The organism is Caldimonas sp., from assembly GCF_046289365.1.
Classification (GTDB): Bacteria; Pseudomonadota; Gammaproteobacteria; order Burkholderiales; family Burkholderiaceae_C; genus Caldimonas.
Window position 1 is genome coordinate 1 of sequence record NZ_JBKBVU010000020.1, and the last position, 23,594, is coordinate 23,594.

At 68.8% G+C, this 23,594-nt stretch carries 28 protein-coding genes and 1 tRNA gene; 10 read left to right on the forward strand and 19 right to left on the reverse strand.

All coding sequences use genetic code 11. The features are described 5' to 3' along the window. Window positions 1-37: 37 nt before the first annotated feature. Both infA and ACK42S_RS03755 read right to left on the reverse strand, forming a co-directional pair. On the reverse strand, window positions 38-304 hold the full coding sequence (infA, locus tag ACK42S_RS03750; RefSeq protein ID WP_409703532.1) for a translation initiation factor IF-1: 267 nt from the start codon (window positions 302-304) through the stop codon (window positions 38-40). 37 nt (window positions 305-341) lie between these two features. Next, complete coding sequence (locus ACK42S_RS03755) at window positions 342-575, reverse strand: hypothetical protein (RefSeq protein WP_409703535.1); 234 nt, start codon at window positions 573-575, stop codon at window positions 342-344. Window positions 576-939: 364 nt separating this feature from the next. Between ACK42S_RS03755 and ACK42S_RS03760 the strand changes: the two genes are divergently transcribed. Then, a complete protein-coding gene (locus ACK42S_RS03760) occupies window positions 940-1,275 on the forward strand; it encodes an ATPase with chaperone activity (RefSeq protein ID WP_409703538.1) in 336 nt (111 codons plus the stop codon). Between the two features lie 175 nt (window positions 1,276-1,450). On the opposite strand, the gene ACK42S_RS03765 is transcribed toward ACK42S_RS03760, so the two are convergent. The 3 genes from ACK42S_RS03765 to glmS form a co-directional block, all read right to left on the reverse strand. Continuing rightward, window positions 1,451-1,759, reverse strand: a complete 309-nt coding sequence (locus ACK42S_RS03765) for a c-type cytochrome (protein WP_409703645.1) — start codon at window positions 1,757-1,759, stop codon at window positions 1,451-1,453. Between the two features lie 80 nt (window positions 1,760-1,839). Further along, the gene (locus tag ACK42S_RS03770; protein ID WP_409703541.1) at window positions 1,840-3,114 is read right to left on the reverse strand and encodes a PQQ-dependent sugar dehydrogenase; all 1,275 of its coding nucleotides are present in this window, start codon (window positions 3,112-3,114) and stop codon (window positions 1,840-1,842) included. A gap of 224 nt (window positions 3,115-3,338) precedes the next feature. After that, window positions 3,339-5,219 carry a glutamine--fructose-6-phosphate transaminase (isomerizing) gene (gene glmS, locus ACK42S_RS03775; protein WP_409703544.1) on the reverse strand — a complete coding sequence of 627 codons (1,881 nt, stop codon included), beginning with the start codon at window positions 5,217-5,219 and terminating at the stop codon, window positions 3,339-3,341. A 137-nt stretch (window positions 5,220-5,356) separates the two neighbouring features. On the opposite strand from glmS, the gene ACK42S_RS03780 reads away from it, so the two are divergent. From ACK42S_RS03780 to ACK42S_RS03805, 6 genes are all read left to right on the forward strand, one after another. Beyond that, the gene (locus ACK42S_RS03780) at window positions 5,357-5,851 is read left to right on the forward strand and encodes an Lrp/AsnC family transcriptional regulator (protein WP_409703547.1); all 495 of its coding nucleotides are present in this window, start codon (window positions 5,357-5,359) and stop codon (window positions 5,849-5,851) included. An 89-nt stretch (window positions 5,852-5,940) separates the two neighbouring features. Beyond that, entirely contained in the window at window positions 5,941-7,224 is a 1,284-nt protein-coding gene (locus ACK42S_RS03785; RefSeq protein WP_409703550.1) for a hypothetical protein, read from the forward strand. Next, window positions 7,208-8,359: a hypothetical protein gene (locus ACK42S_RS03790; protein WP_409703553.1), complete on the forward strand. Its 1,152-nt coding sequence runs from the start codon at window positions 7,208-7,210 to the stop codon at window positions 8,357-8,359. The genes ACK42S_RS03785 and ACK42S_RS03790 overlap by 17 nt, the downstream gene beginning before the upstream one ends. Continuing rightward, the gene (locus ACK42S_RS03795) at window positions 8,343-9,281 is read left to right on the forward strand and encodes a metal ABC transporter substrate-binding protein (RefSeq protein ID WP_409703555.1); all 939 of its coding nucleotides are present in this window, start codon (window positions 8,343-8,345) and stop codon (window positions 9,279-9,281) included. Before ACK42S_RS03790 ends, ACK42S_RS03795 begins: the two co-directional genes overlap by 17 nt. Then, on the forward strand, window positions 9,278-10,048 hold the full coding sequence (locus ACK42S_RS03800) for a metal ABC transporter permease (RefSeq protein ID WP_409703558.1): 771 nt from the start codon (window positions 9,278-9,280) through the stop codon (window positions 10,046-10,048). The genes ACK42S_RS03795 and ACK42S_RS03800 overlap by 4 nt, the downstream gene beginning before the upstream one ends. After that, window positions 10,045-10,548 carry a Fur family transcriptional regulator gene (locus ACK42S_RS03805; RefSeq protein WP_409703561.1) on the forward strand — a complete coding sequence of 168 codons (504 nt, stop codon included), beginning with the start codon at window positions 10,045-10,047 and terminating at the stop codon, window positions 10,546-10,548. The genes ACK42S_RS03800 and ACK42S_RS03805 overlap by 4 nt, the downstream gene beginning before the upstream one ends. Here ACK42S_RS03805 and ACK42S_RS03810 read toward each other — a convergent pair. Both ACK42S_RS03810 and glmU read right to left on the reverse strand, forming a co-directional pair. Next, complete coding sequence (locus ACK42S_RS03810) at window positions 10,524-10,742, reverse strand: cysteine-rich CWC family protein (RefSeq protein WP_409703564.1); 219 nt, start codon at window positions 10,740-10,742, stop codon at window positions 10,524-10,526. The genes ACK42S_RS03805 and ACK42S_RS03810 overlap by 25 nt on opposite strands. Then, window positions 10,739-12,118: a bifunctional UDP-N-acetylglucosamine diphosphorylase/glucosamine-1-phosphate N-acetyltransferase GlmU gene (glmU, locus tag ACK42S_RS03815; protein ID WP_409703567.1), complete on the reverse strand. Its 1,380-nt coding sequence runs from the start codon at window positions 12,116-12,118 to the stop codon at window positions 10,739-10,741. Before glmU ends, ACK42S_RS03810 begins: the two co-directional genes overlap by 4 nt. Here glmU and ACK42S_RS03820 point away from each other — a divergent pair. Then, entirely contained in the window at window positions 12,117-12,737 is a 621-nt protein-coding gene (locus ACK42S_RS03820) for a DUF6279 family lipoprotein (protein WP_409703570.1), read from the forward strand. The genes glmU and ACK42S_RS03820 overlap by 2 nt on opposite strands. 108 nt (window positions 12,738-12,845) lie before the next feature. After that, window positions 12,846-13,055: a hypothetical protein gene (locus ACK42S_RS03825; protein WP_409703573.1), complete on the forward strand. Its 210-nt coding sequence runs from the start codon at window positions 12,846-12,848 to the stop codon at window positions 13,053-13,055. Here the strand turns inward: ACK42S_RS03825 and ACK42S_RS03830 are convergent. Both ACK42S_RS03830 and ACK42S_RS03835 read right to left on the reverse strand, forming a co-directional pair. Further along, entirely contained in the window at window positions 13,022-14,035 is a 1,014-nt protein-coding gene (locus ACK42S_RS03830; protein ID WP_409703576.1) for an AraC family transcriptional regulator, read from the reverse strand. The two genes, ACK42S_RS03825 and ACK42S_RS03830, sit on opposite strands and share 34 nt — an antisense overlap. A 140-nt stretch (window positions 14,036-14,175) precedes the next feature. Continuing rightward, window positions 14,176-15,072 (reverse strand): Crp/Fnr family transcriptional regulator, encoded by an 897-nt coding sequence (locus ACK42S_RS03835; RefSeq protein ID WP_409703578.1) that lies wholly within the window; start codon window positions 15,070-15,072, stop codon window positions 14,176-14,178. Between the two features lie 213 nt (window positions 15,073-15,285). On the opposite strand from ACK42S_RS03835, the gene ACK42S_RS03840 reads away from it, so the two are divergent. Beyond that, window positions 15,286-16,446: a GGDEF domain-containing protein gene (locus ACK42S_RS03840; protein WP_409703581.1), complete on the forward strand. Its 1,161-nt coding sequence runs from the start codon at window positions 15,286-15,288 to the stop codon at window positions 16,444-16,446. Window positions 16,447-16,517: 71 nt separating this feature from the next. Here the strand turns inward: ACK42S_RS03840 and ACK42S_RS03845 are convergent. The 10 genes from ACK42S_RS03845 to rpsK form a co-directional block, all read right to left on the reverse strand. Beyond that, a tRNA-Met gene (locus ACK42S_RS03845) sits at window positions 16,518-16,594 on the reverse strand. A 48-nt stretch (window positions 16,595-16,642) separates the two neighbouring features. Next, window positions 16,643-17,317 carry a thioredoxin family protein gene (locus ACK42S_RS03850; RefSeq protein ID WP_409703584.1) on the reverse strand — a complete coding sequence of 225 codons (675 nt, stop codon included), beginning with the start codon at window positions 17,315-17,317 and terminating at the stop codon, window positions 16,643-16,645. After that, window positions 17,233-18,543 carry a protein-disulfide reductase DsbD gene (gene dsbD / locus ACK42S_RS03855; protein WP_409703648.1) on the reverse strand — a complete coding sequence of 437 codons (1,311 nt, stop codon included), beginning with the start codon at window positions 18,541-18,543 and terminating at the stop codon, window positions 17,233-17,235. Before dsbD ends, ACK42S_RS03850 begins: the two co-directional genes overlap by 85 nt. A 5-nt stretch (window positions 18,544-18,548) precedes the next feature. Then, complete coding sequence (cutA, locus tag ACK42S_RS03860; RefSeq protein WP_409703586.1) at window positions 18,549-18,893, reverse strand: divalent-cation tolerance protein CutA; 345 nt, start codon at window positions 18,891-18,893, stop codon at window positions 18,549-18,551. A 10-nt stretch (window positions 18,894-18,903) separates the two neighbouring features. Further along, window positions 18,904-19,689 (reverse strand): ABC transporter permease, encoded by a 786-nt coding sequence (locus ACK42S_RS03865; protein ID WP_409703589.1) that lies wholly within the window; start codon window positions 19,687-19,689, stop codon window positions 18,904-18,906. Between the two features lie 22 nt (window positions 19,690-19,711). Next, a complete protein-coding gene (locus ACK42S_RS03870) occupies window positions 19,712-20,644 on the reverse strand; it encodes an ATP-binding cassette domain-containing protein (protein WP_409703592.1) in 933 nt (310 codons plus the stop codon). A gap of 142 nt (window positions 20,645-20,786) precedes the next feature. Further along, a complete protein-coding gene (gene rplQ, locus ACK42S_RS03875) occupies window positions 20,787-21,188 on the reverse strand; it encodes a 50S ribosomal protein L17 (protein WP_409703595.1) in 402 nt (133 codons plus the stop codon). 67 nt (window positions 21,189-21,255) lie between these two features. Beyond that, window positions 21,256-22,242, reverse strand: coding sequence for a DNA-directed RNA polymerase subunit alpha (locus ACK42S_RS03880; RefSeq protein ID WP_409703598.1), 987 nt, complete (start codon window positions 22,240-22,242; stop codon window positions 21,256-21,258). A 133-nt stretch (window positions 22,243-22,375) separates the two neighbouring features. Further along, window positions 22,376-22,999 carry a 30S ribosomal protein S4 gene (gene rpsD, locus ACK42S_RS03885; protein WP_409703601.1) on the reverse strand — a complete coding sequence of 208 codons (624 nt, stop codon included), beginning with the start codon at window positions 22,997-22,999 and terminating at the stop codon, window positions 22,376-22,378. 162 nt (window positions 23,000-23,161) lie between these two features. Then, window positions 23,162-23,566, reverse strand: a complete 405-nt coding sequence (gene rpsK / locus ACK42S_RS03890; protein WP_409703604.1) for a 30S ribosomal protein S11 — start codon at window positions 23,564-23,566, stop codon at window positions 23,162-23,164. Between the last annotated feature and the right edge of the window lie 28 nt (window positions 23,567-23,594).

Genomic DNA, 23,594 nt, shown 5'->3' on the forward strand with positions numbered 1-23,594 from the left:
GGCCGCGCGCATCGCACGCGCCGCCAGGCCTTGAAGCTCAGCGGCTGTTGGGCCGGTTGGCCGGACGCGGGCCGGACGAACGCGTCTCGAGGTGACGGAAGGTGATGCGCCCTTTGGTGAGGTCGTAGGGCGACAGCTCCAGCGAGACATTGTCGCCCGCCAGGATGCGGATGTGATGCTTGCGCATCTTGCCCGCGGTGTAGGCCACCAGGCTGTGACCATTGTCCAGCGTCACACGGAAACGGGAATCGGGCAGCACTTCCTCGACCTTGCCGCGCATTTCGATCAGTTCTTCCTTGGCCAAATCAACTCCTTGGGGGTGGTGAATGCAGACACGAGGCTCAGGCCCGCAGGGCGCGCTGCGCCCATTGCCGGCCTTGCTCGGCCGCGTGGCGCAGGGCGCCTTCGCGGGTGTCGAAAGGGGCCGCAAAGCGGAACACGCGGTCGTGCGTGCCCGCACCCCGGCCACTGCGGATCGAGACGGATGCAGCAAACCCGCCGGCATCGATGCGGCGGGACAGCGGTGAGACAAGGTACTTGCCCACCGCAAACGGTTGTTCACGGTTGGTCTTCATGGACTTCCTGAACCGGCGTGCAGCGCCGGTGCGTTCAAAACGGATACAGACACCGGCCACCCATGGGTTGCCGGCGAAGGGGGCAGACGGCTGCCACCCTGGGGTGTTGTCGGAAGCGTCTGGCTGCGCGGTGCGCAAGGCGCCGTCCGGGATGGGGCTCGCCGCAGGAGAAGACTGACAGCCGCGGGACCGACAGCAAGGCTCGAAAGCCGATTCGGTCCGGGGCGCAACGCGCGGCGCACAGGGCCTGCAGCGTGTCAGACGACAACTGCCGCGTCAGAGAGCAAGGCGCGACAGAAGCATAAAGTATACCCGCTTGACCCGCCGCGTGCAGCACCGCCCCCGCCACGGCGACAATGACCCCATGAACGATGACTCACAGATCGAGGTGCCGCCGTCCTTTGTGGCCCTGTTCGTGGCGCCCGGGCGGATCAAGCCCCGTGAGCCCTGGGCCGTGATCGCTCAGCGCTACGAGCTGTGCGAAGACCTCGCCCAGATGCTCACCGACACCGCCCGCACCCAACTGTGGGAGCTGCACGCCACCGAGGCCGACGTGCTGGAGCGCATTGGCCGCGGGCTGGCCGCAGGGCCGCTGGACCTCACGCCGGACGAGACGCAATGGGTGCTGCACCGGTTGGCAGAGTTGCTGGGATGGGCGGGGGTGGGCCCGCCCACCGGTCCATCCGCCGCAAAACAATAAAAGCGCCCGGCCCCGCCCGTGCGCACCAGCGCCTCCCGGCGGCCTCCCACCGTCTGGTGCGAGAAGGTCCACGAGCGAGCCCATCCCTCAGGCCACGGGCCCACGCGGTCATGGTGGCTCACCACGGCCGAGCCGTCGGCGCTGCGGCCCGGCCGCGAACGGCGGGCCGCTCGGCTCACTGGATTCCAAGAATCCAGCGCGCCAGCGTCTTTGCTTCTTCGGCCGACACCTGGGGTTGCGCCGGCATCGGCACCTGACCCCAGACACCCACGCCGCCTTCGCGGATCTTGGCCGCCAGCCGCTCCTCGGCCCCTTGGTCCCCGGCGTACTTGGCCGCGATGCTCTTGAACGATGGGCCCAAGGAACTGCGGTCCACCCGGTGACAGGCCATGCAGTTCTTGGTCTTGTACAACTCGTCGTCGGCCCACGCCGCACCACTGATCAGCCACAAGGCCAGCAGCCAAGGGACGGGTACGCGCTTCATCGGTTGACTCACGGGAAACTCGCGGGGACGCTGCGCGCCCGCCGCGAATGCAAGCACACCACGGTCACTGGCCAGCTCCCTCAGTTGGGCGTCAGACGGGAGATCGTGCCCTCGTCGGTTGCCACATACAGGTTGCCGTCCGGGCCCTGCACCAGCGAACGGAAGCGTGCGGCCGGCATCGGCAGGTTCACCGTGGTGCGCGTGGCCGACAGCCCGTTGGGCGCGATGTCGAGCACGTCGATCCGGTTGCCCACCGGCGTTCCGTGGATGCCGATGCCGCCGAAGCCGACGAGCATCCGGCCGTTCCACGCTTTCCACTGCGCTCCGCTCACGAAGGTCGCACCGAACATGCCCTGCGACAAACCGTCATTGTTCCAGGCCGGCCTCATCGCATTCGGGTAGGTCCTGGTATCGGTCATCGGCATGAAGGCGGCCCGCTGCTTCGGGTCCATCGGGCCCATCTGGTTGGGGCTGTAGCCGCAGTAGTCGTCCGGGCAGGGGCCACGGCCCGCCATGTTCGGGCGCGGATCCCAGCCGGCATTGCCCCCGGGCACCAGGGCCGTCACCTCGTCGCTGTGCCAGGGGCCGTTCTCGGCCGTGAACGGCTGGTGGGTGCCGGGACGGAAGGTGATGCCTTGCGGATTGCGATGGCCGTAGGTGTAGATCCGCGGGTCGAAGCCTGCCGGCGCGCCATTGCCCGGCGCGGCCTTGCCATCGCGGTCGATGCGCAGAACCTTGCCGCCCAGCAGGGTCGGGCTCTGCGGCACTTGCCCGTTGTGCGTGTCGCCCGTGGTCACGTAGAGGTAACCGTCACCGGGGCTGAAGCGGATACGCCCGCCGTTGTGCGCGCCCGGGCCGCCGAAGGGGTGGTTGCTGGCCCGCGGCTTGTACGGGATGTCGGTGACGATGTCCGTGCGGTCGGACACGGCAGTCAGCGCATCGTTGACCCGCAGCCGGATCACGCGGTTGGTGCCGGGTGGGGTCAGGCTTGAGGACGAGTAGACATAGACGAAGCGGTTGCTGGCGAAGTTCGGATCGACGGCCACCCCGGCCATGCCCGCCTGGCCTTCGCAAAACAGGTCATTGGCGATGGACGCGTAGCCCTTGGCATCCTTCATCCCCAAGAGCTTCACCACGGTGCCGTTGGTGTGTCGCACCGAGAGTCCTTGGCACTTCTCGGTGAAGAACATGGTGCCGTCCGGAAGGAAAGCCATGTCCCAGGGGCTGTCGAGTTTGGTCAGCACGACCGTGTGCGAAAGCGAGGGCACGGCAGGCTGCATGCCCGTCGTGACACCGGTGGGTGTGGCGCAAGCGGCCAGGGCGCAAGCCAGCGCCCCCATCATGGGTCGATACATCGCGGGTCTCCTCGTCGTTGTCGCCAGGGCGCTTCACACGAGCGCCACGGACTCAATCTAGGCCGCAGCCCGACGCCGTTCAAGGCTGCCGTGCGATCCGCGGTATGACGATGTGCGGCGGTGCAGCATCGACGCCGACCCCCTCCTCCCCGCCGCGCCCACGGCCGCGCTGCGGCTGCGGGCTGCGGGCTGCGGGCCCATCGGCAAGAAGCCGCGTGTGCGGCTCACTCCACCGTCACACTCTTCGCGAGGTTCCTCGGCTTGTCCACATCCGTTCCTCGCGCGCAGGCCGTGTGATAGGCCAGCAACTGCAGCGGCACCACGTGCAAGATGGGGGAGAGCTTGCCGTAGTGTTCGGGCATGCGGATGACATGCACGCCGGGTTCGCTTTCGATGCGGGTGTCGGCATCAGCGAAGACGTAGAGCTCGCCGCCGCGCGCGCGCACTTCCTGCATGTTGCTCTTGAGCTTTTCCAGCAGGGTGTCATTGGGGGCCACGGTCACCACGGGCATCTGGTCGGTCACCAGCGCCAGCGGGCCATGCTTGAGCTCACCGGCCGGGTAGGCCTCGGCGTGGATGTAGCTGATCTCCTTGAGCTTCAAAGCACCTTCCAGTGCAATGGGGTAGTGCAGGCCGCGGCCCAGGAACAATGCATGGTCCTTGCGGGCAAAGTCCTCGGCCCAGGCGATCACCTGGGGCTCCAGCGCCAGCACGGCCTGCAGGGCCACGGGCAGGTGGCGCAGGGCCTTCAGGTGGGCCGCCTCTTCTTCGTCGGTGAGGCGGTCACGCACCTGGGCCAGCGCCAGCGTCAGCAGGAACAGGCCCACGAGCTGCGTCGTAAAGGCCTTGGTCGAGGCCACACCGATCTCCACACCCGCACGCGTGATGTAGGCCAGCTTGCACTCGCGCACCATCGCACTGGTGGCCACGTTGCACACCGTGAGCGTGTGGGGCATGCCCAGGCTGCGCGCATGCTTGAGCGCGGCCAGCGTGTCGGCGGTTTCACCGGACTGCGTGATCGTGACGACCAGCGTCCTGGGGTGCGGCACGCTGTCGCGATAGCGGTATTCGCTGGCGATCTCCACGCTGGTGGGAATCTTGGCGATCGATTCGAGCCAGTACTTGGCGGTGCAGCCCGCGTAGTAGCTGGTGCCGCAAGCCAGGATGAGCACCTGTTCAACCTCCTTGAACACCGAGTAGGCCCCGTCACCAAAGAGTTCGGGCGTGATGGCCTGCACGGCGTCGAGCGTGTCGGCGATGGCGCGCGGCTGCTCGAAGATTTCCTTTTGCATGTAGTGCCGGTAGGGGCCCAGCTCGGCCGCACCGGTGTGGGCCAGCACGGTGCGCACCGGCCGCTCGACACGCTCGTAACGGTCGTGCGGCGCATGGGCGGTGCGCGACTCGATCCAGTAGCGGCCGAGTTGCAGGTCCACCACGTCACCTTCTTCCAGGTAGACGATCTGGTCGGTCACGCCCGCCAGGGCCATCGCGTCGGAGGCGAGGAAGTTCTCGCCCGCATCGGCCGCGCCCACGCCCAGCACCAGCGGCGAGCCCTCGCGGGCGCCCACCACGCGGTGGGGTTCGTCGCGGCAGAACACGGCAATGGCGTAAGCGCCGCGCAGGCGCAGCGTGGCGCGCTTGACGGCATCGAAAAGATCGCCATCGTAGAGATGGTCCACCAGGTGGGCGATGACTTCGGTGTCGGTCTGGCTGGCAAAGGTGTAGCCCTTGCCCTGCAGCTCGGCGCGCAGTTCGTCGTGGTTCTCGATGATGCCGTTGTGCACGAGGGCGATGCGTGCGGGGCGTGCGGTGCAGGCATCGGCCCCGGTGCCGTGCGAGAAGTGCGGGTGAGCGTTGTGCACCGCCGGCGCGCCGTGCGTGGCCCAGCGGGTGTGGGCGATGCCGGTGTAGCCGGCCACGCTGTCTTGCGCCACCTGGGCTTCCAGTTCGGCCACGCGCGAGGTGCTGCGCGCGCGGCGCGGGCCGCCGTCCTGGTGCACGGCCACGCCGCAGGAGTCATAGCCGCGGTACTCCAGGCGCTTCAGGCCTTCGATCAGAACGGGGACGATATTGCGCTGGCTGGTGGCGCCGACGATGCCGCACATGAACAAGCTCCGTGAGGGAAACGATGCCGGGATGCTAGGCAAGGCAGCATGAAATGTTCTTGCGAAATCATGGCTAATCGATAGGAATCCACCACGAAACAACCAGTATGGAATAATCATTCATAACGTATCTGATAATGAATGATTCTTCCGACACCGCCTTGCCCCTGGATGGCATCGACCTGCGGCTGCTGGAGCAGTTGCAGCGCGATGCCTCCTTGAGCAACCAGGCCCTGGCCGAACGCTGCCATGTGTCGCCGGCCACCTGCCTGCGCCGGGTGCGGCGGCTGGTGGAGGCCGGCGTGATCGAGCGCCGTGTGGCCTTGCTGTCGCCGCAGCGGCTGGGCGCCGGGCTCACGGCCATCGTCGAGATCACGCTCGATCAGCAAGCCGCCGAACGCCTGGCGGCCTTCGAAGCCCGCGCAGTGGCCGAGCCGCGGGTCCAGCAGTGCTACCGGACCAGCAGCGGCCCCGACTTCGTGCTCGTGGTGCAGGTGCCCGACATGCAGGCCTACCACGCCCTCGTGCAGCGGCTCTTCACCACGGACGCCAATGTCCGAAATGTGAAAACCTACTTCTCTGTCAAGCGCGCAAAGTTCGAACCCGCGCTGAGCCTGCCATCCTCCTCCTGAACCCGGGCAACGCCTTGAATCCTTGGCAGCCCTTGACTGCAATGTTATAACGTTTCGGTTGTTCATCTTCCGGGCGAGGAGGCCCTGCCATGACCCCATCCCCTTTCCTGCGGGGCCGCCGGCGACTGCTGGCGGCAGCCCTGTCGACCATCTTGCTGTTGGCGGCCTGCGGAGGCGGCGGCAGCAGCGACGAGCATGACGACCACTACCACATCGACACCCTGGGCCGGCTGGTGATCGCCGACGGCAGCACGACCGTGCGCGTGCTCGACCTCGACGGCGGCACCGTGGTGCAGAACTTCACGCTCGACCATGCGCCCTCGGCGCTGTACGCCAGCCCCGGTTTGCGCTATGCCCTGGCCGTGCAGCGCACGCAGGACCAGGTGCAGGTGATCGACGGCGGCATCTACCAGGAAGACCACGGCGACCACCTGCACGACTACAAGCGCAACCCGGCATTGGTGGACTGGCGCATCGGTGGCGTGCGGCCCACCCACTACGAGGTGCACGAGGGCCTGGGCGCCTTCTTCATGGACGGCCTGGACGCCAGCGGTGCGCCGGCCCAGGCCGTGGTGCTCACCGATACCCGCATTGCCGCTCGTCAGGTGCTGGCCTCGTTGACCCTGGCGCGCGCGATGCACGGCACGGCCGAGCCGCGCGGCAGCTTCCTGCTCACCACCTATCGCGAAGCGGACAGCGGCAGCACCCTGCCCACCCAGGTGGAGCTCTACCAGCGCAATGGCAGCGGCTACACCTTCTTGCAGCGTTTCGACCCCCTCTGCCCGGGCCTGCACGGCAGCTACTCCAACGCAGGCCACAGCGCCTTCGGCTGCACCGACGGTGTGCTCGTCGTCACCCAGGACGGCAGCAGCTTCAACGCCCGCAAACTGCCCAACCCTGACGACATGCCAGTGGGCGCGCGCATCGGCACGATCACCGGCCATCCCGAGCGCGGCAGCTTCATCGGCATCGCCTCGCCCGGCCACTTCTTCGAGATCGACCCGGTCGCCGGCACGATCACCCGCATCCCCTGGGCCGAGGGCCGCACCCGCCGCGCGCACGCCATCGACGCCGAGGGCCGCCACCTGCTGATCCTGGACGACCAGGGCACGCTGCACGTGCTCGACGGCGACGCCGGCTGGGCCGTGCGCGCCAGGCTGCCGGCCATCGCCAACATGCCCACGGCGGCGCCCTTCCCCACCATCGCGGTGAACCGTGCAGCCGACCGAGCCTACCTGAGCGACCCCGCCGGCTCGCGCATCGTGGTCGTGAACCTCGAGACCGCGACCCTGGCCGAGCCCATCGCCCTGAACTTCAACCCCACGCTGCTCACCTGGGTGGGCATCGAACGACATGATGACCCTGCGCATTGACCGCCTGCTGCCCCTGGCTCTGGGGGCCAGTCTGATCACCACCTCCGCCTGGGCCCAGACCCCGCCCGAGGCCCCCAAGGCCCCCACACCGTCACTGATCGAGATCGGTCTGGTGCTCGATGGCGGCTTCAGCTCGCGTGAAGGCGCGCTGGCCCAGCGCGAACGCGGTTTGGCCCTCGGCCACAACGAGCTGAGCCTCTCGGGCGCCGTGGACAACCTCTTCCAGGCCCGTGCCACCGCCGTGCTGCACAGTCACGAGGGCGAGACCGAGCTGGAACTCGAGGAAGCCTTCGTCGAGACCACCACGCTGCCGGCCGGCCTGCAAGTGCGCGCCGGGCGCTTCCTGGCCGGCCTGGGCTACCTGAACGAGCAGCACCTGCACGCCGACGACTTCGTCGAGCGGCCCTTGCTGTATCGCGCCTTCCTGGGCAGCCACTACTTCGACGACGGCCTGCGCCTGAGCTGGACGGCCCCCACACGCCTGTACTGGCGTTCCACCGTCGAGGTGCTGAGCGGGCGCCAGCTCGTGCCGCAATCGCGCAACGATCCACGTGCCGGGGCCTTGACCGCCAGCACCAAGATCGGCGGCGACTGGGATGCCTCGAACAGCTGGCAGCTCGGCCTGTCCTACCTGCACAACCGGCGCCAGGCCGTGATGGAGGAGGAAGACTCCGATCACGGCCATGAGCACGACCATGCCCACGGCAGCCGCTTCGGCGGACGCCATCTCGTCATCGCCGACGCGGTGTGGAAATGGGCCCCGGGCGGCAACAACCGCCAGCGGCAATTGCGGGTGTCGGCCGAATATGCGCGCGTGAGCGACCTCAACGAGTTCGCCCGTTCGAGCGACGTGCACGAGGCCGGCTATCTCTCGGTGGTGTACCGGTTTGCCCCGCAGTGGGAAGCCGGCGTGCGCGTGGACGAGCTGCGCGTGCGCGAGCCGCATGGCGACCATTTCCACAGCGGCCGCCTGCGCGAGGCCAGTGCCATGCTGGCCTGGAAGCCCACGCACTTCTCGGCCCTGCGCCTGCAGCTCACCGGCCAGCGCGACCGCGGCGGCTTCGACGACGCCGGCCACCGCGTGCAGCTTCAATACGTGATGAGCCTGGGAGCCCACGGTGCGCACGGTTTCTGAACACTGGCGCCGCTGGGTGGCGGTGCTGTGCTGTGCGCTGGCTGCCCCGGCCGCTCAGGCACTGGAGGTCTTCACTTGCGAGCCGGAATGGGCGGCGCTCGTGAAGGTGCTGGCCCCGCAGGCGCGCGTGACCAGCGCCACGCATGCGCTGCAGGACCCGCATCACATCGAGGCCCGGCCTGCGCTCATCGGCGCACTGCGCCGGGCCGACCTCGCAGTGTGCACCGGCGCCTCGCTCGAAGCCGGCTGGCTGCCCATGCTGCAACAGCGCGCGGGCAACGCACGCGTGTTCAACGGGCGCGAGGGCATGTTCTTCGCGGCCGACCACGTGACGCTGATGCACGACCACGGCCACACCCACCTGGACCGCCGCCTGGGCGACGTGCATGCCGAAGGCAACCCGCATTTCCACCTCGACCCCCGCAAGCTCAGGCAGGTCGCCCAGGCCCTGGCCGAGCGCCTCGCCCGCATCGACCCCGCCGGCGCTGCGCTCGTGCGCGAGCGCCACGCGGCGTGGCTGCGCGACTGGGACCGACGCATCGCCGGGTGGGAGAAAAAGGCCGAGCCGCTGATGGGCCACACCCTGGTGGCCCAGCACACCACCTTCGCCTACCTGTGGGAATGGCTGGGCCTGACCCAGGTGGCCGACCTGGAGCCCCGGCCCGGCCTGCCGCCCACGCTGGCGCACCTGCAGCGCGTGCTCAAGGACGTGGCCGAGGACCCGCCGCGTTTCATCGTGCAGGCCAGCTACCAGGACCCTCAGGCCGGCCAGTGGCTGGCCGGGCGCACCGGCTTGCCGCTCAAGGTGCTGCCGGCCACCGTCACCGAGCAGGGGCGCGCCCGCACGCTGGAAGGCCTGTTCGACGAGTTGATCGACCACTTGCTGGCCGCGCTGCAGGCCTCGGAGACCCTGCGTCGATGAACGAGCTGTCCGTGCTGGGCTGGCCGCTGGCCGCCGGTGTGCTGGTCCTGCTCAGCCATGTGCCGCTGGGCCTGCAGGTGCTGCGTCGCGGCATCGTCTTCATCGACCTGGCCGTGGCCCAGGTGGCGGCCCTGGGCGTGCTGATCGCCGACAGCCTCACCGGCGGGGACTGCACCGTGTCAGCCCTGGCCGGTGTGCTGGCCGCACTGGCCGGGGCCGCGCTGGTGGCCGCCCTCAGCCGGACCTGGCCCGAGCGGCGCGAGGCCCTGATCGGCCTGGTCTATGTGGCCGCAGCCGTCGCCGCGCTGCTGTGGGTCAGCGCCGACCCCCATGGCGGACAAAAGCTCGCTGCCGTGCTCGCCGGCGACGTGCTGTGGGTGCTGCCGGAGCAGTTGGCCGTGCTGGCCGCAGCCACCGCCGTGTTCCTGGTGCTGCACCGCGTGGGAGGCGCCACACTGTGGGACGGCCCGGCCTTCTACCCGGCCTTTGCCGTGCTCGTCAGCTTGTCGGTGCCCCTGCTGGGGCTCTACCTCGTGTTCGCCACGCTCATCGTGCCCGCCCTGGCCGTGGCCGCCCGCCTGGGCCGGGCCTGGGCCGGCGTGCTGCTCGGGGCCCTGGCCCAGGCCGCCGGCTTGCTGGCCTCGCTGACCTGGGACCTGCCCAGCGGCCCTTGCGTCGTGCTGGCACTGATGGCCGCCGGGCTGCTGGTGGCCCTGACCGGGCTGTGGCGCCCGCCTCGCAGAGCCGGCGCTACACTGGATGCGTGAGCCCCACGAACGCCTCTCCCCCACGCCCGAGCCCGGCCGAGGTGGCGCGCAGGCTGGACCGCGCCCAGGCCCTGTGCGCCGCACGCGGGGCCCAGCTCACCGCACTGCGCCGCGAGGTGCTGGAGCTGCTGCTGTTGCGCCAGGGCAGTGCCAAGGCCTATGACCTGCACGACGACATGCGCGAGCGCCATGGCCGGGTGGCACCCACCACGGTCTACCGCGCGCTCGAATTCCTGATGGAGCAGCAACTCGTCCACCGTGTCGATGCGCTCAACTGCTTCGTCGTGTGCAACCTCGATCACAGCCCGCACACCCACCCTCACGACCACACGATGATGCTCGTGTGCTCGCGCTGCGGCCAAGTCACCGAGATGCACGACGATCCAGCCATCGAGGCCATTCGCCGTGCCCTGCAGGACGACGCCCCGGGCTTCCACGCCACGGGCATCGAGATCAAGGGCGTGTGCGGGGCCTGTCAGTCGCCCCCCGCATCGTCCTGAGACCCGGCGCAGCGGCGGCAGATGCAGGCCCGGCCCCGCATCGGCGCCGGCACTCGCGCCAGCGTCTCGCGCCGCAAGCTCACCGTGGTGCACCAGCAGGGCCGGGAGGCATCGCCCTGCGGGGCCATCGCGCAGCCGTTGGGCCCGTCACACAAAGGACAGCGGGCGGTGTCGATCGGCGGCGTCGTGCTCACGTCTTCTTCCGCGGGCGTTGCCAGCCCGGGATCGTCACCTGCTTGGCACGCGCCACGGTGAGCTGCCCGGCCGGCGCGTCCTTCGACAGCGTGCTGCCCCCGCCGATGGTGGCCCCTGCGCCCAAGGTGATGGGCGCCACCAGCACGCAGTTCGAGCCCACATGCACGTCATCGCCGATCACCGTGCGGTGCTTGTTCGCCCCGTCGTAGTTGGCCGTGATGCTGCCCGCGCCGTAGTTCACGCGCTCGCCCACGGTCGCGTCGCCCAGGTAGGCCAGGTGGTTGGCCTTGGCACCGCGCGCCAGCGTCGAGTTCTTCACTTCCACGAAGTTACCGATGTGCACCTCGGGGCCCAGGTCGGCGCCCGGGCGCAGGCGGGCGAAGGGTCCGACCAGCGCGCCCTCGCCCACCTTCACGCCCAGGGTGTCGCCATCGATGTGGGTGTAGGCATGGATCACCGCACCGTCGGCGATCTCCGCATTACGGATGACGCAATTCGGCCCGATGCGCACATGATCGCCCAGCACCACGCGACCTTCGAACACGCAGTTGATGTCGATCTCCACGTCGCGCCCGCAGGCCAGCGTGCCGCGCAGGTCGAAGCGCGCCGGGTCGGCCAGGCGCACCCCCTCGGCCATCAGGCGCTCGGCCTGGCGGCGCTGCAGGCGGCGCTCCAGCTCGGCCAGTTGCGCCGGGCTGTTCACCCCCAGCACCTCGATCTCGTCGGCCGGGTGGGCCGCCACCACCTCCACCCCCTCGGCCACCGCCAGGGCCACCACGTCGGTCAGGTAGTACTCGCCCTGGGCGTTGTCGTTCTTCAACCGCGCCAGCCAGCGTTTCAGATGGGCGGTGGGCGCGGCCATCATGCCGGTGTAGACCTCGCGGATCTCGCGCTGCTCGGGGCTGGCATCTTTGTGCTCGACGATGGCGCGCACGCCGGCCCCCTCACGCACGATGCGGCCATAGCCCGTCGGGTCGGCCAGGTGCACGGTCAGCAGGGCCAGGCGCCGGCCGTCGCAGGCGGCCACCAAGGCGCGGGCGGTCTCGGGATCGATCAGCGGCACGTCGCCGTTGAGGATCAGCGTGGTCCCCTCACCGGCCAGCTCGGGCACGGCCTGCAGCACCGCATGGCCCGTGCCCAGTTGCGGCTGCTGCAGCACGAAGCGCAACTGCGGCGTCGCCGGCGCCATGGCCGCACGCACCTGGTCGGCTCCATGCCCCACGACGGCAATCAGGCGATCGGCCTGCAGACGTGCAGCCGCGTCGATCACATGCTGCAATAGGGCTCGCCCGGCCAGCCGGTGCAGGACCTTGGGCAGCGAGGATTTCATGCGGGTGCCCTGGCCCGCGGCCATGATGACGACGTTCAGTGCCATGGAAATGTTCGCTCGTATCCAGTCGATGGGCCGCATTATCGGCTGCCGGTCCGCCGCGCTGGCCGTCACGCTGGCGGTGATGCTGAGCGGTTGCAGCCTGCTGCGCGTAGGCTACGAGCAGGCCCCCAGCCTGGTGTACTGGCGGCTCGACCGCCTGGCCGGCTTCACGCCGGCACAGGCCCCCAGGGTGCGTGACGCGATCGCACAGTGGTTCGCCTGGCACCGACGCGAGGAACTGCCCCGCTATGCCGAGGCCCTCGCCCGGCTCCAACAGGAACTGCTGCGGGACACCACCCCGCCGCAGACCTGCCGCTGGCTGGACGAGCTGTCGGCCTGGCGCGATACCGCCTGGGATCGGGCGCTTCCACTGCTGGCGCCGCTGGCCCGCGACCTCGACGCCGCTCAGCTCGCGCGCCTGGCACGGCAGTGGCAACGCGACGACGAAGCCCTGCGCCGCGAGATGCTGCCCGAGGACCCGGCCGAGCGCCTGCAGGCCCAGGTGCAGCGAACCGTGCAGCGTGCCCAGCGCCTGTACGGCCGGCTCGATGCCGACCAGCGCACCTGGCTCGCCCAGGCCCTGGCCGAGGCCCGGCTCGATCCGCAAGCCTGGTTCGCCTAACGCCAGCGCCGTCAGGCCGACCTGCTGAACACCCTGGCACGCCTGCGTGAGCGCGAGGCCGGCCTGCTCCAGACGCAAGCCGCGCTGCAGGCGGTGTACCGCCGCGCCGTGGGCGTCCCGTCGTCTGGCCCCGCCGGGGAGGCCGCCGTCTGCGAGCTGCTGGCCGGCCTGCACAACCGCACCACCGCGGCGCAGCGACACACCGCCGCGCAGCGCCTGCGCGGCTGGGAGGCGGACCTGCGGGCCCTGGCCGCCGACAGCCCCGCCCCCGGGGAACACCAGGCTCAGTCCCGGGCCGAACCGCCCCTGCCACGGTAGGCGCCCGGCGTCTGCCCCGTCCACAGCCGGAAGGCCCGGTGGAAGGAGGCCGCGCTGTCAAAGCCCAGTTCGATCCCGATCGCGGCGATGGGCTCGCGCGTGCGCGTGAGCTTGAGCACCGCCAGATCGCGTCGCAACTCGTCCTTGATGCGCTGGAAGCTCGTGCCTTCGTCGGCCAGCCGCCGGTGCAGCGTGCGCAGGGACAAATTCAGCGCACGCGCCGTCGCCTGCGCCGTCATCCCCTGCGGCAGATGCGTGGACAAGTGAGCGCGCACCTGCTGGGCCAGGCGCTCATGGCGGAATTCGGCAAACATCCAGCCCTCGGGCGCACGGCGCAGGAACTCCGGCAGTTCCTGGGCACTGCGCCGCAGCGGCCACTCCAGCCAGGCCGCATCCAGGTACAGAGCCGACACCGGCTGACCGAACCGCACCGGCCCGGGGTAGAGGTTCTGGTACTCCTCAGCGAACGCCGGCGCCTCGAAGGCGAAGTCCACCCGCTCCAGCGGCAGCTTGCGTCCCACCAGCCAGGAGCACACGCCATGCACGAGCTTGAGCATCAGATCGTCGGCAATCGCCGCCGGAGGCCGGGCGCCCTCATGGCGCTGCAGCGCGATGCGGCACCACCCCTGCACCACGCCCACCTCCAGCCGGAAGTCATCCTGCAGCATGCGCAGGAACAGCGTCCAACGGTGCAGGGCCACCTGCAGATTGCGGGCGTCCAACAAACTCAGGCAGGTGAACTTCAGCGCACCGGGCCGCAGGGGTCGCGAGTAGAAGTGCAGCATCTCGTCGTCCAGACGACGCACCAGGGCGCGGTAGAGCGCGGCGAACTGCGCCTCCGTCACGCGAGCACCCGTGTGCTGCATCAGCACCGGGGACACACCGGCCTCGACCAGCGCCGCCTGCACATCGGCCTGACTGGCGCCGCTGGCCTCGAAGAGGGCCCGCACATAGCCCATCGACAAGGTGGGCGTCATCATCGAGGGGGCACGGACAGACAAGGCTCAAGGCTCCCGGCGCGGCATCCGGCAACGGCCGCGCGAGCCCGAACCCTAGCATGCTTCGACCCGTCAGCGCACCCGGCCGCGCCGGCCGTCCCCTGACCGCCCACCCGGGCGGCTCAGCCGGGCCGCGACCAGGCCCGGGCCAAGTCCTGCAGCCCGTCGACCGCCGCGGCCGCGGACCGCGACGTGCGCGGCGTGCCGCGCCGCCCCAACTGCATCCACCACTGCGCATCGGCATCGGCCAGTTCCTGGAGCCGGGAAGCGTCCAACATCGACAGGCGCGCCTCGCCCAGCCGCACCAGGCCCAAAGCCTGGAGCTGACGCAGGGCCGCATTGACGCGCTGGCGACTGCCGCCCACCATCGCCGCCAGATCGCTTTGCGAGATGCGCAGCTCGATGCGGACCTCCTCGGCACACTGGCGTCCGAAATGACGCCCGAGCCGCAACACCTGCCGCGCCAGGCGTTGCGCCAAAGGCAGCGTGTGCAGTTCCTCGAAGCGGCGGAACATGTGCCGCAGGCGCTGGCAGTTCAGCATCATCAGCGCATCGCGCAGCTCGGGGTGGTCGGCGGTGAGCCGACGCAAATCCGTCTGCGAGACCCTCAGCACCGTGGACGGCACCTGGGCCACGACATCGAGGTCGTTGGGCTTGCCATCGATCAGCGCGATGTCGCCGAACCACTGTCCGGGCCCCACCAGGTCGAGCGTGAAGGGCCGCCCGTCGCGCAGCACGGTGCCCAGGCGCACGGCGCCACGGAGCACGCCGATCCAGTCGGTCGCCGCACTGCCGCGCCGGGCCAGGACGGCGCCCGAGGCCACGCGATGCACCCGCGCACGGGCCAGCACCGCACAGCGCAGCGCTTCCGACAGCGTGCCAAACCAGGCCCCGGCCTGCAGGCTGACCAGCTCGTCCATGCCCAGGTCGGTGGCGGCCACACCGCCGCGCCAGACGGGGGAAGACAGGCCCGACGACATGCGCAAAGCGGCGGGAAGGGAGCTCAGGAGGGCGGACATGGGCACTTCCAGGACATCAGGCCACACCGCGGCGCCCGCAGAGGGCACACACCGCGGCCTCGGATCGGGCTCAATGTACGAAGCGCCGTGAAATACGTCATTCGCGATTCGGGCCGAATTCTTGCCTTCTTGTGCCAGGCCCCTGAACATGGGACTCGCTGGTGCCGAAATTTATGCACAGCCGGTCAACAACGACGAACCTCCCGATGACCGATGGAGACAATCGCCCCGCTGTTCATCTCGACGGGCCTCACCCAGGCCCTCTACGCCATGGGATGGATGATGGTGGCGGCCTTGATCCGCGAGCACCGCCACACCGCCTGGCACTTCGTGGGCTTCTGCGGCTTTCATGCGGCGGCCCTGCTGCTGATGGCCGGCCGCGGTGGCCCGCTGTCTGCCTGGTGGAGCGTCACCGCCTCCAATCTGTGCGTGATCGCGTCCTATCTCATGGTCTGGCGCGGGGTCACGGCCTTCTTCGGACTCGAAGAACAGACCCGCGAGCGCCGGTGGGTGGGGGCGCTGGCGATGCTGGCCTCGCTGGCGGTCGGCCCGGCCCCGGACCAAGCGTCGGCGCGCGTGGTGGTGGTCGCCAGCGTGATCGTGTGGGTGATCGTGCGCGCCGTGGTGGCGGTGCACCGACCCATGGCGCAGGAATTCGGCGCACGCCTGTCCTGGCTGATCAATGGCACCGCCTTGCTGATGGCCCTGCTGCTGAGCCTGCGCATCGCCGAGGTCCTGCTGCAACCCCGCCTGCCCTCCGACATCGTCTCCACCACGGCGGCCAATCCCGGCTTCGCCTACGCGGCGCAAATCATCTCGGCCTTCATCAACTTCGCCTATGGCGGCATGCTGATGGCGCGCGTGATGCGCCGCCTCGATGCGCTGTCACGCACCGATGTGCTGACCGGTCTGCTCAACCGGCGCGCGATGGCGGAGGTGCTGCACGACGAATGGCTCAGGTTCACACGCCACCGCACCCCGCTGTCCGTGGGCCTGCTCGACATCGACCACTTCAAGGCCGTCAACGACACCCATGGCCACGACGTGGGCGACCAGGTGCTGCGTCATGTGGCCACCACCTTGCAGGCCCAGGTCCGCCCCATCGACCGGCTCTCACGCCACGGCGGTGAGGAATTCCTGCTGCTGATGCCCTCGACCGACGCCACCGGCGCCCGACAGGCCTGCGAACGCCTGTGCCGCGTGATCGCCACCACCCCGGTCCCCACCACAGCCGGCCCCTTGCCGGTCACGGCAAGCATCGGAGTGGCCAGCGCCGCCCCATCCGACGGCCGCATCGACGATGTCCTGGTGCGCGCCGACCAGGCGCTCTACGAGAGCAAGCGCCACGGCCGCAACCGGGTGACGCTGGTGTGATGGACTGTGCAGCACCAACGCAAAACGCCAGCGCGATCGGCTGGCGTTTTTGCTGGCGTATTGGATTTGTTTGGTTGCGGGGGCAGGATTTGAACCTGCGACCTTTGGGTTATGAGCCCAACGAGCTACCAGACTGCTCCACCCCGCGTCAGAAGCTGACATTCTAGCACGATCTCTTGTTGCGCTGCAAGACGAGTCAGGGCCGCAGTCCGGCGGCCGCCAGGCTGTGCAGAAAGCGCTCGGCGGACTGGAAGCCGATCACGCGCACGCCCTCGACCTCGCGCCCCTGGGCGTCGAAGAAGACGATGCCCGGGGGGCCGAACAGGCGGAAACGCCGCAGCAAAGCCCGGTCCTGCGGGCTGTTGCGTGTCACGTCGGCCTGCAGCAGCAGGGCCCCGGACAGCGCCGCCTGCACACGCGGGTCGCTGAAGGTGAAGGTCTCCATCTCCTTGCACGACACGCACCAGTCGGCATAGAAGTCCAGCATCACGGGCCGCCCGGCAGCTGCCACCACCCGCTCCAGTTCCTCCACACTGGCCACACGCTGGAAACGCACACCGGCGGCTGCAGAGGGCGTGTCGCCGCGGGCCGCCAGGTGACGCAGGGGCTGCCAGGGGTCACTGCCTCCTGAGGCCGCTCCGACCAGTTGCAGCACCCCCAGCACGGCCAGCACCACACCCACGCCCTTGAAAAACCGGGCCCAGCCGCGAGCGCCCGCATGCAGGCTGTCGAATACACGCAGGTAGACGGCCGACACCAGCAGCAGGCCGCCCCACAGCAGCATGCTCACCGCCCCAGGCAGCACCGACTGCAACATCCACAGCGCCACGGCCAGCAACAGCACACCGAAGAAATGCTTGACCTGCTCCATCCAGGCCCCGACCGCGGCAGCCAATGGCCCGCCGAGGCGCCCAGCAGCAACAGCGGCACGCTCATGCCCGCGGCCAGCGAGAACAGCGCCGCGCCCCCCAGGCCCATGTCGCGTGTCTGGCTGATATAGACCAGCGCCCCGGCCAGCGGCGCGGCCACGCAGGGGCTCACGATCAAGGCGGACAGGCCGCCCATCACGAACACCCCCCACAGCCGCCCACCGCGCGTGCGCTCGCTGGCCGAGACCAGGCGTTCACGCCAAGCCCTGGGCAGTTGCAACTCATAAAAACCGAACATCGACAGCGCCAGGGCCCCGAGCAACGCGGCAAACAGCGTGAGCACCCAGGGCTGCTGCAGCATCCCAGCCAGACCTTCGCCAGCCCATCCCGCCGCCAGGCCCAGGGCGGTGTAGACCAGGGCCATCCCGAGCGAATAGCTGGCCGCCAGCGCCAGAGCGCGACCACGGGTCACCGTCTGCGCCTGCGCGTCGGCCTGCCCGACGATCAACGACGACAGGATGGGCAGCATCGGCAGCACGCACGGGGTCAGCGACAGCAGCACCCCCGCGGCAAAGAACACCGCCACCACCGGCAGCCAGCGACCCGAGGCCAGCACGGCCTCGATGCGCGAGGCGTCCACCGGCGAGGGCGTGTTCACCAGCGCCTCGCTGCGTGCCCCCTCCGCCACGGCCTGGGCTTGCGCCGTCGTCCCCCACAGCGCCGACAGCCCCTGCGAGAGCGCGCCCGCAGCGCCGCCCACGCTGCGGTCATCGATGCGCAGCAGCCGCACACGGTCCTGCGCCGCGCCAAAGGCCCGCAGGCTCACCTCGTGCTCGTGCTCCATCGGGGGATAGCACAGTCCCAGGTCGGCACACCCCTGGCTGCGCACCACCAGCCGAAAGCCCTCCGGCGGCGCGGCCTGCACCGGCAGATGGATCCGCAGTTCGCCGCGATGGCTCTCGACGTCCTTCTCGAAGGTGGTGTCGTACTTGATCTGCCCTGGCGGGATCCGTGGCGGGCCCAGGGTGGCCGAGGGCGCGGTGAAGGCGAACTGCTCCCGGTACATGTAATAGCCGTCCGCGATCTCGAAACGCAGCTCCAGCGTGCGCTCATCGAGCACGCGGGCGCTGTGGCGGAAGGCCTGCTCCGGCTCGAGGAAGTCCTGGCCGGCCCCCGCGCCGAGCACCCAGCCCAGCCCGAGGAGCACGGCCCCCAACCATCGGATCATGGGCCTCACCGATCGCTCTCCTTCACGTTGTCGAACACCCAGGCCAGGTAGGGCGCATGTCCATCCGCCACCTCCAGCGCGAGCAGCTCCGGCACCTCATAGGGGTGCAATTGCGGCAACCGCTCCTTCAGGCGGGGCCAGGCAGCCCGGGTGGTCTTGATCAGCATCACGCACTCCCCGGCCTCCTCCACCCGGCCCTGCCAACGGTAGATGGACTGCGCCGCGCCCAGCAGGTTCACACAGGCCACCAGCGACTCCTCCACGAGCTGGCGGGCCAGACGGCGGGCCGTGGCCTCATCGGGGGCGGTGCTCAGTGCGACGAGCACCTCGTGCACAGCGGGGTCGTTCATGATCGGGCCCTCAACGGAAAAAACGCCGGCGCGTCAAGGCCAGCGCCACATAGTAGCCCCCGGCGGCATACAGGCCCAGCACGGCCAGCGCGCGTCCCCAGTCGGCCGGCCACTGGCCCACCACCAGCGGCCGCACGAGCTCCACCGCCGCCGTCAGCGGCAGCGCCATCGCCACCGCCTGCAGCGCCTGCGGCAGTTGCTCCAGCGGGAAATAGATGCCCGACAAGAAGGTCATCGGCGTGAGCACCAGGGTGAAGTAGTACGTGAAGAAGTCGTAGTTGCGTGCCAGCGCGTTGAACACCAGGGCGACCGAAGCGAAGGTGATGCCCACCAGGAACAGCAACGGCACGGCCAGCAGCAGGGTCGGTTCTCGGCTGATGTCCAGCACGATCAGCACCCCGGCGATCGCCACCGCGCAGAACAGCGCCTTGAGCGCCGCCCACAGCATTTCGGCGAAGACGATGTCGTCCAGTGCCACCGGTGCATTCATGATGCCGTCCCAGGTCTTTTGCACATGCATGCGGGAGAAGGCCGAGTACAGCGCCTCGAAGGAGGCGGCGTACATCGTGCTCATGCAGATGCTGCCCGAGGCGAGGAAGACGATGTAGGGCAGCCCCTGAACCTCGCCCACCAGGGCGCCCAGGCCGTAGCCGAAGGCCACCAGCACGATCAACGGCTCGGCGATGTTGCCCAGCAAGCTGGGCAGAGCCAGCTTGCGCCACACCAGCAGGTTGCGCTCCACCACCGGCCACACGCGACGGCTCAGGCGGGGAAGCGCGTAGAAGGATTCGGGCATGGGATGGGCTCAGTGCTAGGACTCAGGCATCGTCGCGGATCTGCCGCCCGGTGAGCTTGAGGAACAGATCCTCCAGGTTGGCCGGGCGGTGCAGATACCGCACCCCGCCGTGCGCGGCCAGACGCTCCAGCACCGGCTGCGGGCGGTCGAGGTACAGAAAGGTGGTCTCGCCGCTGCGCTCCACCCGCTCGCACCAAGCCTCCAGGCTGCGCGCGGCATCCCGGGCGCCATGGCCATAGACCTCGATCACATCGGACTCCAGATGCTCGGCGATCAGCCCACGCGGGGTGCCTTCGGCGATCTTGCGCCCATGGTCCAGCACGATGAGCCGGTCGCACAGGCGCTCGGCCTCGTCCATGAAATGGGTCGTCAGCAGGATGGACTTGCCCTGCTGCAGCAGCTCCTTGAGCCGCTCCCACATCAGGTGGCGCGCCTGCGGGTCCAAGCCCGTCGTCGGCTCGTCCAGCAGCAGCAGGTCCGGGTCGTTCACCAAGGCCCGTGCCAGGCTCAGGCGCCGGCGCATACCGCCCGACAGCTCGGCCGGCTTGGCACGAGCCTTGGACTGCAAGGCCGCAAACTCCAGCAGTCTCGGCACACGTTGCGCCACCACCGCGCGAGGCACCCCGAAGTAGCGGGCGTACACGACCAGGTTCTCGGTACAGGAGAAATCCGGATCCAGGCTGTCGAACTGGCTGACCACGCCCAGGCGCTGCTTGATCTCGCGCAGCCGCTCAGGCAGCTCCATCCCGAACGCGGTGATGCGTCCGGACTGCGGCGCCGTCAGGCCCAGGCACAGCCGGATCGTCGTCGTCTTGCCGGCCCCGTTCGGTCCGATCACACCCAGGCACTCCCCGGCGCGAATCTCGAAACTGAGGTCATCGACGACCGTGTGGCCGTTGTAGCGCTTGACCAGGTGCTCGACGGCAAAAAGCACGGACGGGGACGGGGCGGACATAGACCTGTCAGTGTGCCAAAGAGCCGGATCCCTCGCCCGCAGGCGGCCATTGCCGCCGCCCACCGGACGCCCCAAAGAAAAGGGCCGGCACAAGGCCGGCCCAGGGGTGTCGCGAGCGCCGGCCTTTGGCGGCGCAGCGGGCTTACTCGGCCGCCTCGGCCTTGGCCGGTTCGGTCTCGGTCGGCTCCGGGCGATCCACCAGCTCGACGAAGGCCATCGGGGCGTTGTCGCCCACACGGAAGCCCATCTTCAGGATGCGGGTGTAGCCACCCGGGCGGGTCTTGTAGCGCTCGCCCAGCACATTGAAGAGCTTGACCACATTGTCGCGGTTGCGCAGACGGGCAAACGCCAGGCGCTTGTTCGCCACCGTGGGCTCCTTGCCCAAGGTGATCAGCGGCTCGACGATGCGGCGCAGTTCCTTGGCCTTGGGCAAGGTGGTCTTGATGGCCTCGTGCTCGATCAGCGAGTTGGCCATGTTGCGCAGCATCGCAAGGCGGTGCTCGGAGGTGCGGTTGAGTTTGCGAAGTCCGTGACGATGACGCATGGTGCTTTCCTTTCCTTATCAAACTCCTGGCCGTATCAGGTACCAGGAGGTGCACTTGCAAGAGTGATCAGCGCTTGTCCAGGCCCGAAGGCGGCCAGTTCTCGAGACGAACGCCCAGCGTGAGGCCGCGCGAGGCCAGCACTTCCTTGATCTCGTTGAGCGACTTGCGGCCCAGGTTCGGCGTCTTGAGCAGCTCGGTTTCCGTGCGCTGGATCAGGTCGCCGATGTAGTAAATGTTCTCGGCCTTCAGGCAGTTGGCCGAACGCACGGTCAGCTCGAGCTCGTCCACCGGACGCAGCAGGATCGGGTCGAAGCTCTGGCTGCGCGGCATGGCCGGCTCGAAGCCCGGCAGATCGCTGCCCTCCAACTGGGCGAAGACGGCCAACTGCTCGACCAGGATCTTCGCCGAGGCGCGAATGGCCTCCTCCGGCGAGATCGCGCCGTTGGTCTCGATCTCCATCACCAGTTTGTCCAGGTCGGTGCGCTGCTCCACACGAGCGCTCTCGACCGTATAGCTCACGCGCTTGACCGGCGAAAACGAGGCATCGAGCACGATGCGTCCGATGGCCTTGGTGGGCTCGTCGCCGAAGCGGCGCAGCGTGCCGGGCACATAGCCGCGGCCCTTCTCCACCTTGATCTGCATGTCGAGCTTGCCCCCCTGGGCCAGGTGGGCGATCACGTGGTCGGGGTTGATGATCTCGACGTCATGCGGCGTCTGGATGTCGCCGGCCGTGACCGGGCCCTCGCCTTCCTTGCGCAGCACCAGCGTGACCTCGTCACGGTTGTGCAGACGGAACACCACACCCTTGAGGTTGAGCATGATGTGCACGACGTCTTCCTGCACCCCGTCGATGGTCGAGTACTCGTGCAGCACGCCGGCGATCGTGACTTCGGTCGGCGCGTAACCCACCATCGACGACAGCAGCACACGGCGCAGGGCGTTGCCCAGCGTGTGGCCGTAGCCGCGCTCGAAGGGCTCCAGGGTCACCTTGGCACGGTGACCGCCCAGCGGCTCGACATTGATGGCCTTGGGTTTCAGCAGATTGGTTTGCATGAGGTCTTCCTGTCAATACCCTCGGCTCGTTACACCGATAAGGCTGATGGACCGCCTGGCGCCAAGCACCAGGTCCTTGAAAACGCGCATGGCGCCTCGTGCCGCACCGGGCCGCGCGAGGTCGCCTTTGGCATCAACGCGAGTACAGTTCAACGATCAGCGACTCGTTGATCTCGGCACCGAATTCGTCGCGGTCCGGCGTCTTCTTGAACACGCCTTCGAGCTTGCTGCCATCCACCTGCACCCAGCCCGGCAGGCCCACCTGCTCGGCCAGCTTGAAGGCATCTTGCACGCGCAGTTGCTTCTTGGCCTTCTCGGCCACAGCCACCACGTCGCCAGGCTTGACCAGGTAGGACGGGATGTTCACGCACCGGCCATTGACCGTGATGCCCTTGTGCGACACCAACTGGCGGGCTTCCGCACGCGTCGAGCCGAAGCCCATGCGGTAGACGACATTGTCCAGGCGCGACTCCAGCAGTTGCAGCAGGTTCGAGCCGGTGTTGCCCTTGCGGCGCTCGGCCTCGGCGAAATAGCGGCGGAACTGACGCTCCAGCACCCCGTACATGCGCTTGACCTTCTGCTTCTCGCGCAACTGCAGGCCGTAGTCGGAGGTGCGGGAGCCCGAGGTGCGGCCATGCTGACCAGGCTTGCTGTCGAACTTGGCCTTGTCCCCGATGGCGCGGCGGGCGCTCTTCAGGTACAGGTCGGTGCCTTCACGGCGGGAGAGTTTGGCCTTGGGGCCGAGATAACGTGCCACTTGAGTGCTTCCTCAAAAATCTGACGCGGCTCCTTGCGGGGCTGCGCGAGTCCGGGACGGGGTTCGATGCTCTGTCGAGCGCGTCCGGACGGTGGGCTTCAACGAAACCGCCGGCCAAGGTGTCTTCCAACACCGGCCGGCGAACCAAAGCTCGATATTCTATTAGATGCGACGACGCTTCTGCGGGCGGCAGCCGTTGTGCGGGATCGGCGTCACATCGGAGATCGACGTGATGCGAATGCCCAGCGCTGCCAGCGCACGCACCGACGATTCACGCCCGGGGCCGGGACCCTTGATCTCAACGTCCAGGTTTTTGATGCCCTGTTCCTGCGCAGCGCGTCCGGCCATCTCGGCGGCCACTTGGGCAGCAAACGGGGTGGACTTGCGCGAGCCCTTGAAACCTTGGCCACCACTGGAGGCCCAGGACAGCGCATTGCCCTGACGATCCGTGATCGTGATGATGGTGTTGTTGAACGAGGCGTGGACGTGCGCGATGCCGTCCGCAATGTTCTTGCGGACCTTCTTGCTCACGCGGCGGGCGGCGGTGTTCGCAGGTGACTTGGCCATGAATACCTTCTTTCAATCAGCGTGATGC

Coding starts and splice junctions, on each gene's coding strand:
- ACK42S_RS03880 (WP_409703598.1), bottom strand. CDS start 22,242: ATGCAAACCAATCTGCTGAAACCCAAGGCCATCAATGTCGAGCCGCTG.
- ACK42S_RS03755 (WP_409703535.1), bottom strand. CDS start 575: ATGAAGACCAACCGTGAACAACCGTTTGCGGTGGGCAAGTACCTTGTC.
- rpsK (WP_409703604.1), bottom strand. CDS start 23,566: ATGGCCAAGTCACCTGCGAACACCGCCGCCCGCCGCGTGAGCAAGAAG.
- glmU (WP_409703567.1), bottom strand. CDS start 12,118: ATGGCACTGAACGTCGTCATCATGGCCGCGGGCCAGGGCACCCGCATG.
- ACK42S_RS03770 (WP_409703541.1), bottom strand. CDS start 3,114: ATGTATCGACCCATGATGGGGGCGCTGGCTTGCGCCCTGGCCGCTTGC.
- ACK42S_RS03865 (WP_409703589.1), bottom strand. CDS start 19,689: ATGCCCGAATCCTTCTACGCGCTTCCCCGCCTGAGCCGTCGCGTGTGG.
- ACK42S_RS03830 (WP_409703576.1), bottom strand. CDS start 14,035: ATGATGACGCCCACCTTGTCGATGGGCTATGTGCGGGCCCTCTTCGAG.
- ACK42S_RS03820 (WP_409703570.1), top strand. CDS start 12,117: ATGGAAATGTTCGCTCGTATCCAGTCGATGGGCCGCATTATCGGCTGC.
- ACK42S_RS03840 (WP_409703581.1), top strand. CDS start 15,286: ATGGAGACAATCGCCCCGCTGTTCATCTCGACGGGCCTCACCCAGGCC.
- dsbD (WP_409703648.1), bottom strand. CDS start 18,543: ATGATCCGATGGTTGGGGGCCGTGCTCCTCGGGCTGGGCTGGGTGCTC.
- ACK42S_RS03800 (WP_409703558.1), top strand. CDS start 9,278: ATGAACGAGCTGTCCGTGCTGGGCTGGCCGCTGGCCGCCGGTGTGCTG.
- ACK42S_RS03785 (WP_409703550.1), top strand. CDS start 5,941: ATGACCCCATCCCCTTTCCTGCGGGGCCGCCGGCGACTGCTGGCGGCA.
- ACK42S_RS03760 (WP_409703538.1), top strand. CDS start 940: ATGAACGATGACTCACAGATCGAGGTGCCGCCGTCCTTTGTGGCCCTG.
- ACK42S_RS03850 (WP_409703584.1), bottom strand. CDS start 17,317: ATGGAGCAGGTCAAGCATTTCTTCGGTGTGCTGTTGCTGGCCGTGGCG.
- ACK42S_RS03835 (WP_409703578.1), bottom strand. CDS start 15,072: ATGTCCGCCCTCCTGAGCTCCCTTCCCGCCGCTTTGCGCATGTCGTCG.
- ACK42S_RS03765 (WP_409703645.1), bottom strand. CDS start 1,759: ATGAAGCGCGTACCCGTCCCTTGGCTGCTGGCCTTGTGGCTGATCAGT.
- cutA (WP_409703586.1), bottom strand. CDS start 18,893: ATGAACGACCCCGCTGTGCACGAGGTGCTCGTCGCACTGAGCACCGCC.
- ACK42S_RS03790 (WP_409703553.1), top strand. CDS start 7,208: ATGACCCTGCGCATTGACCGCCTGCTGCCCCTGGCTCTGGGGGCCAGT.
- rplQ (WP_409703595.1), bottom strand. CDS start 21,188: ATGCGTCATCGTCACGGACTTCGCAAACTCAACCGCACCTCCGAGCAC.
- ACK42S_RS03870 (WP_409703592.1), bottom strand. CDS start 20,644: ATGTCCGCCCCGTCCCCGTCCGTGCTTTTTGCCGTCGAGCACCTGGTC.
- glmS (WP_409703544.1), bottom strand. CDS start 5,219: ATGTGCGGCATCGTCGGCGCCACCAGCCAGCGCAATATCGTCCCCGTT.
- ACK42S_RS03780 (WP_409703547.1), top strand. CDS start 5,357: ATGAATGATTCTTCCGACACCGCCTTGCCCCTGGATGGCATCGACCTG.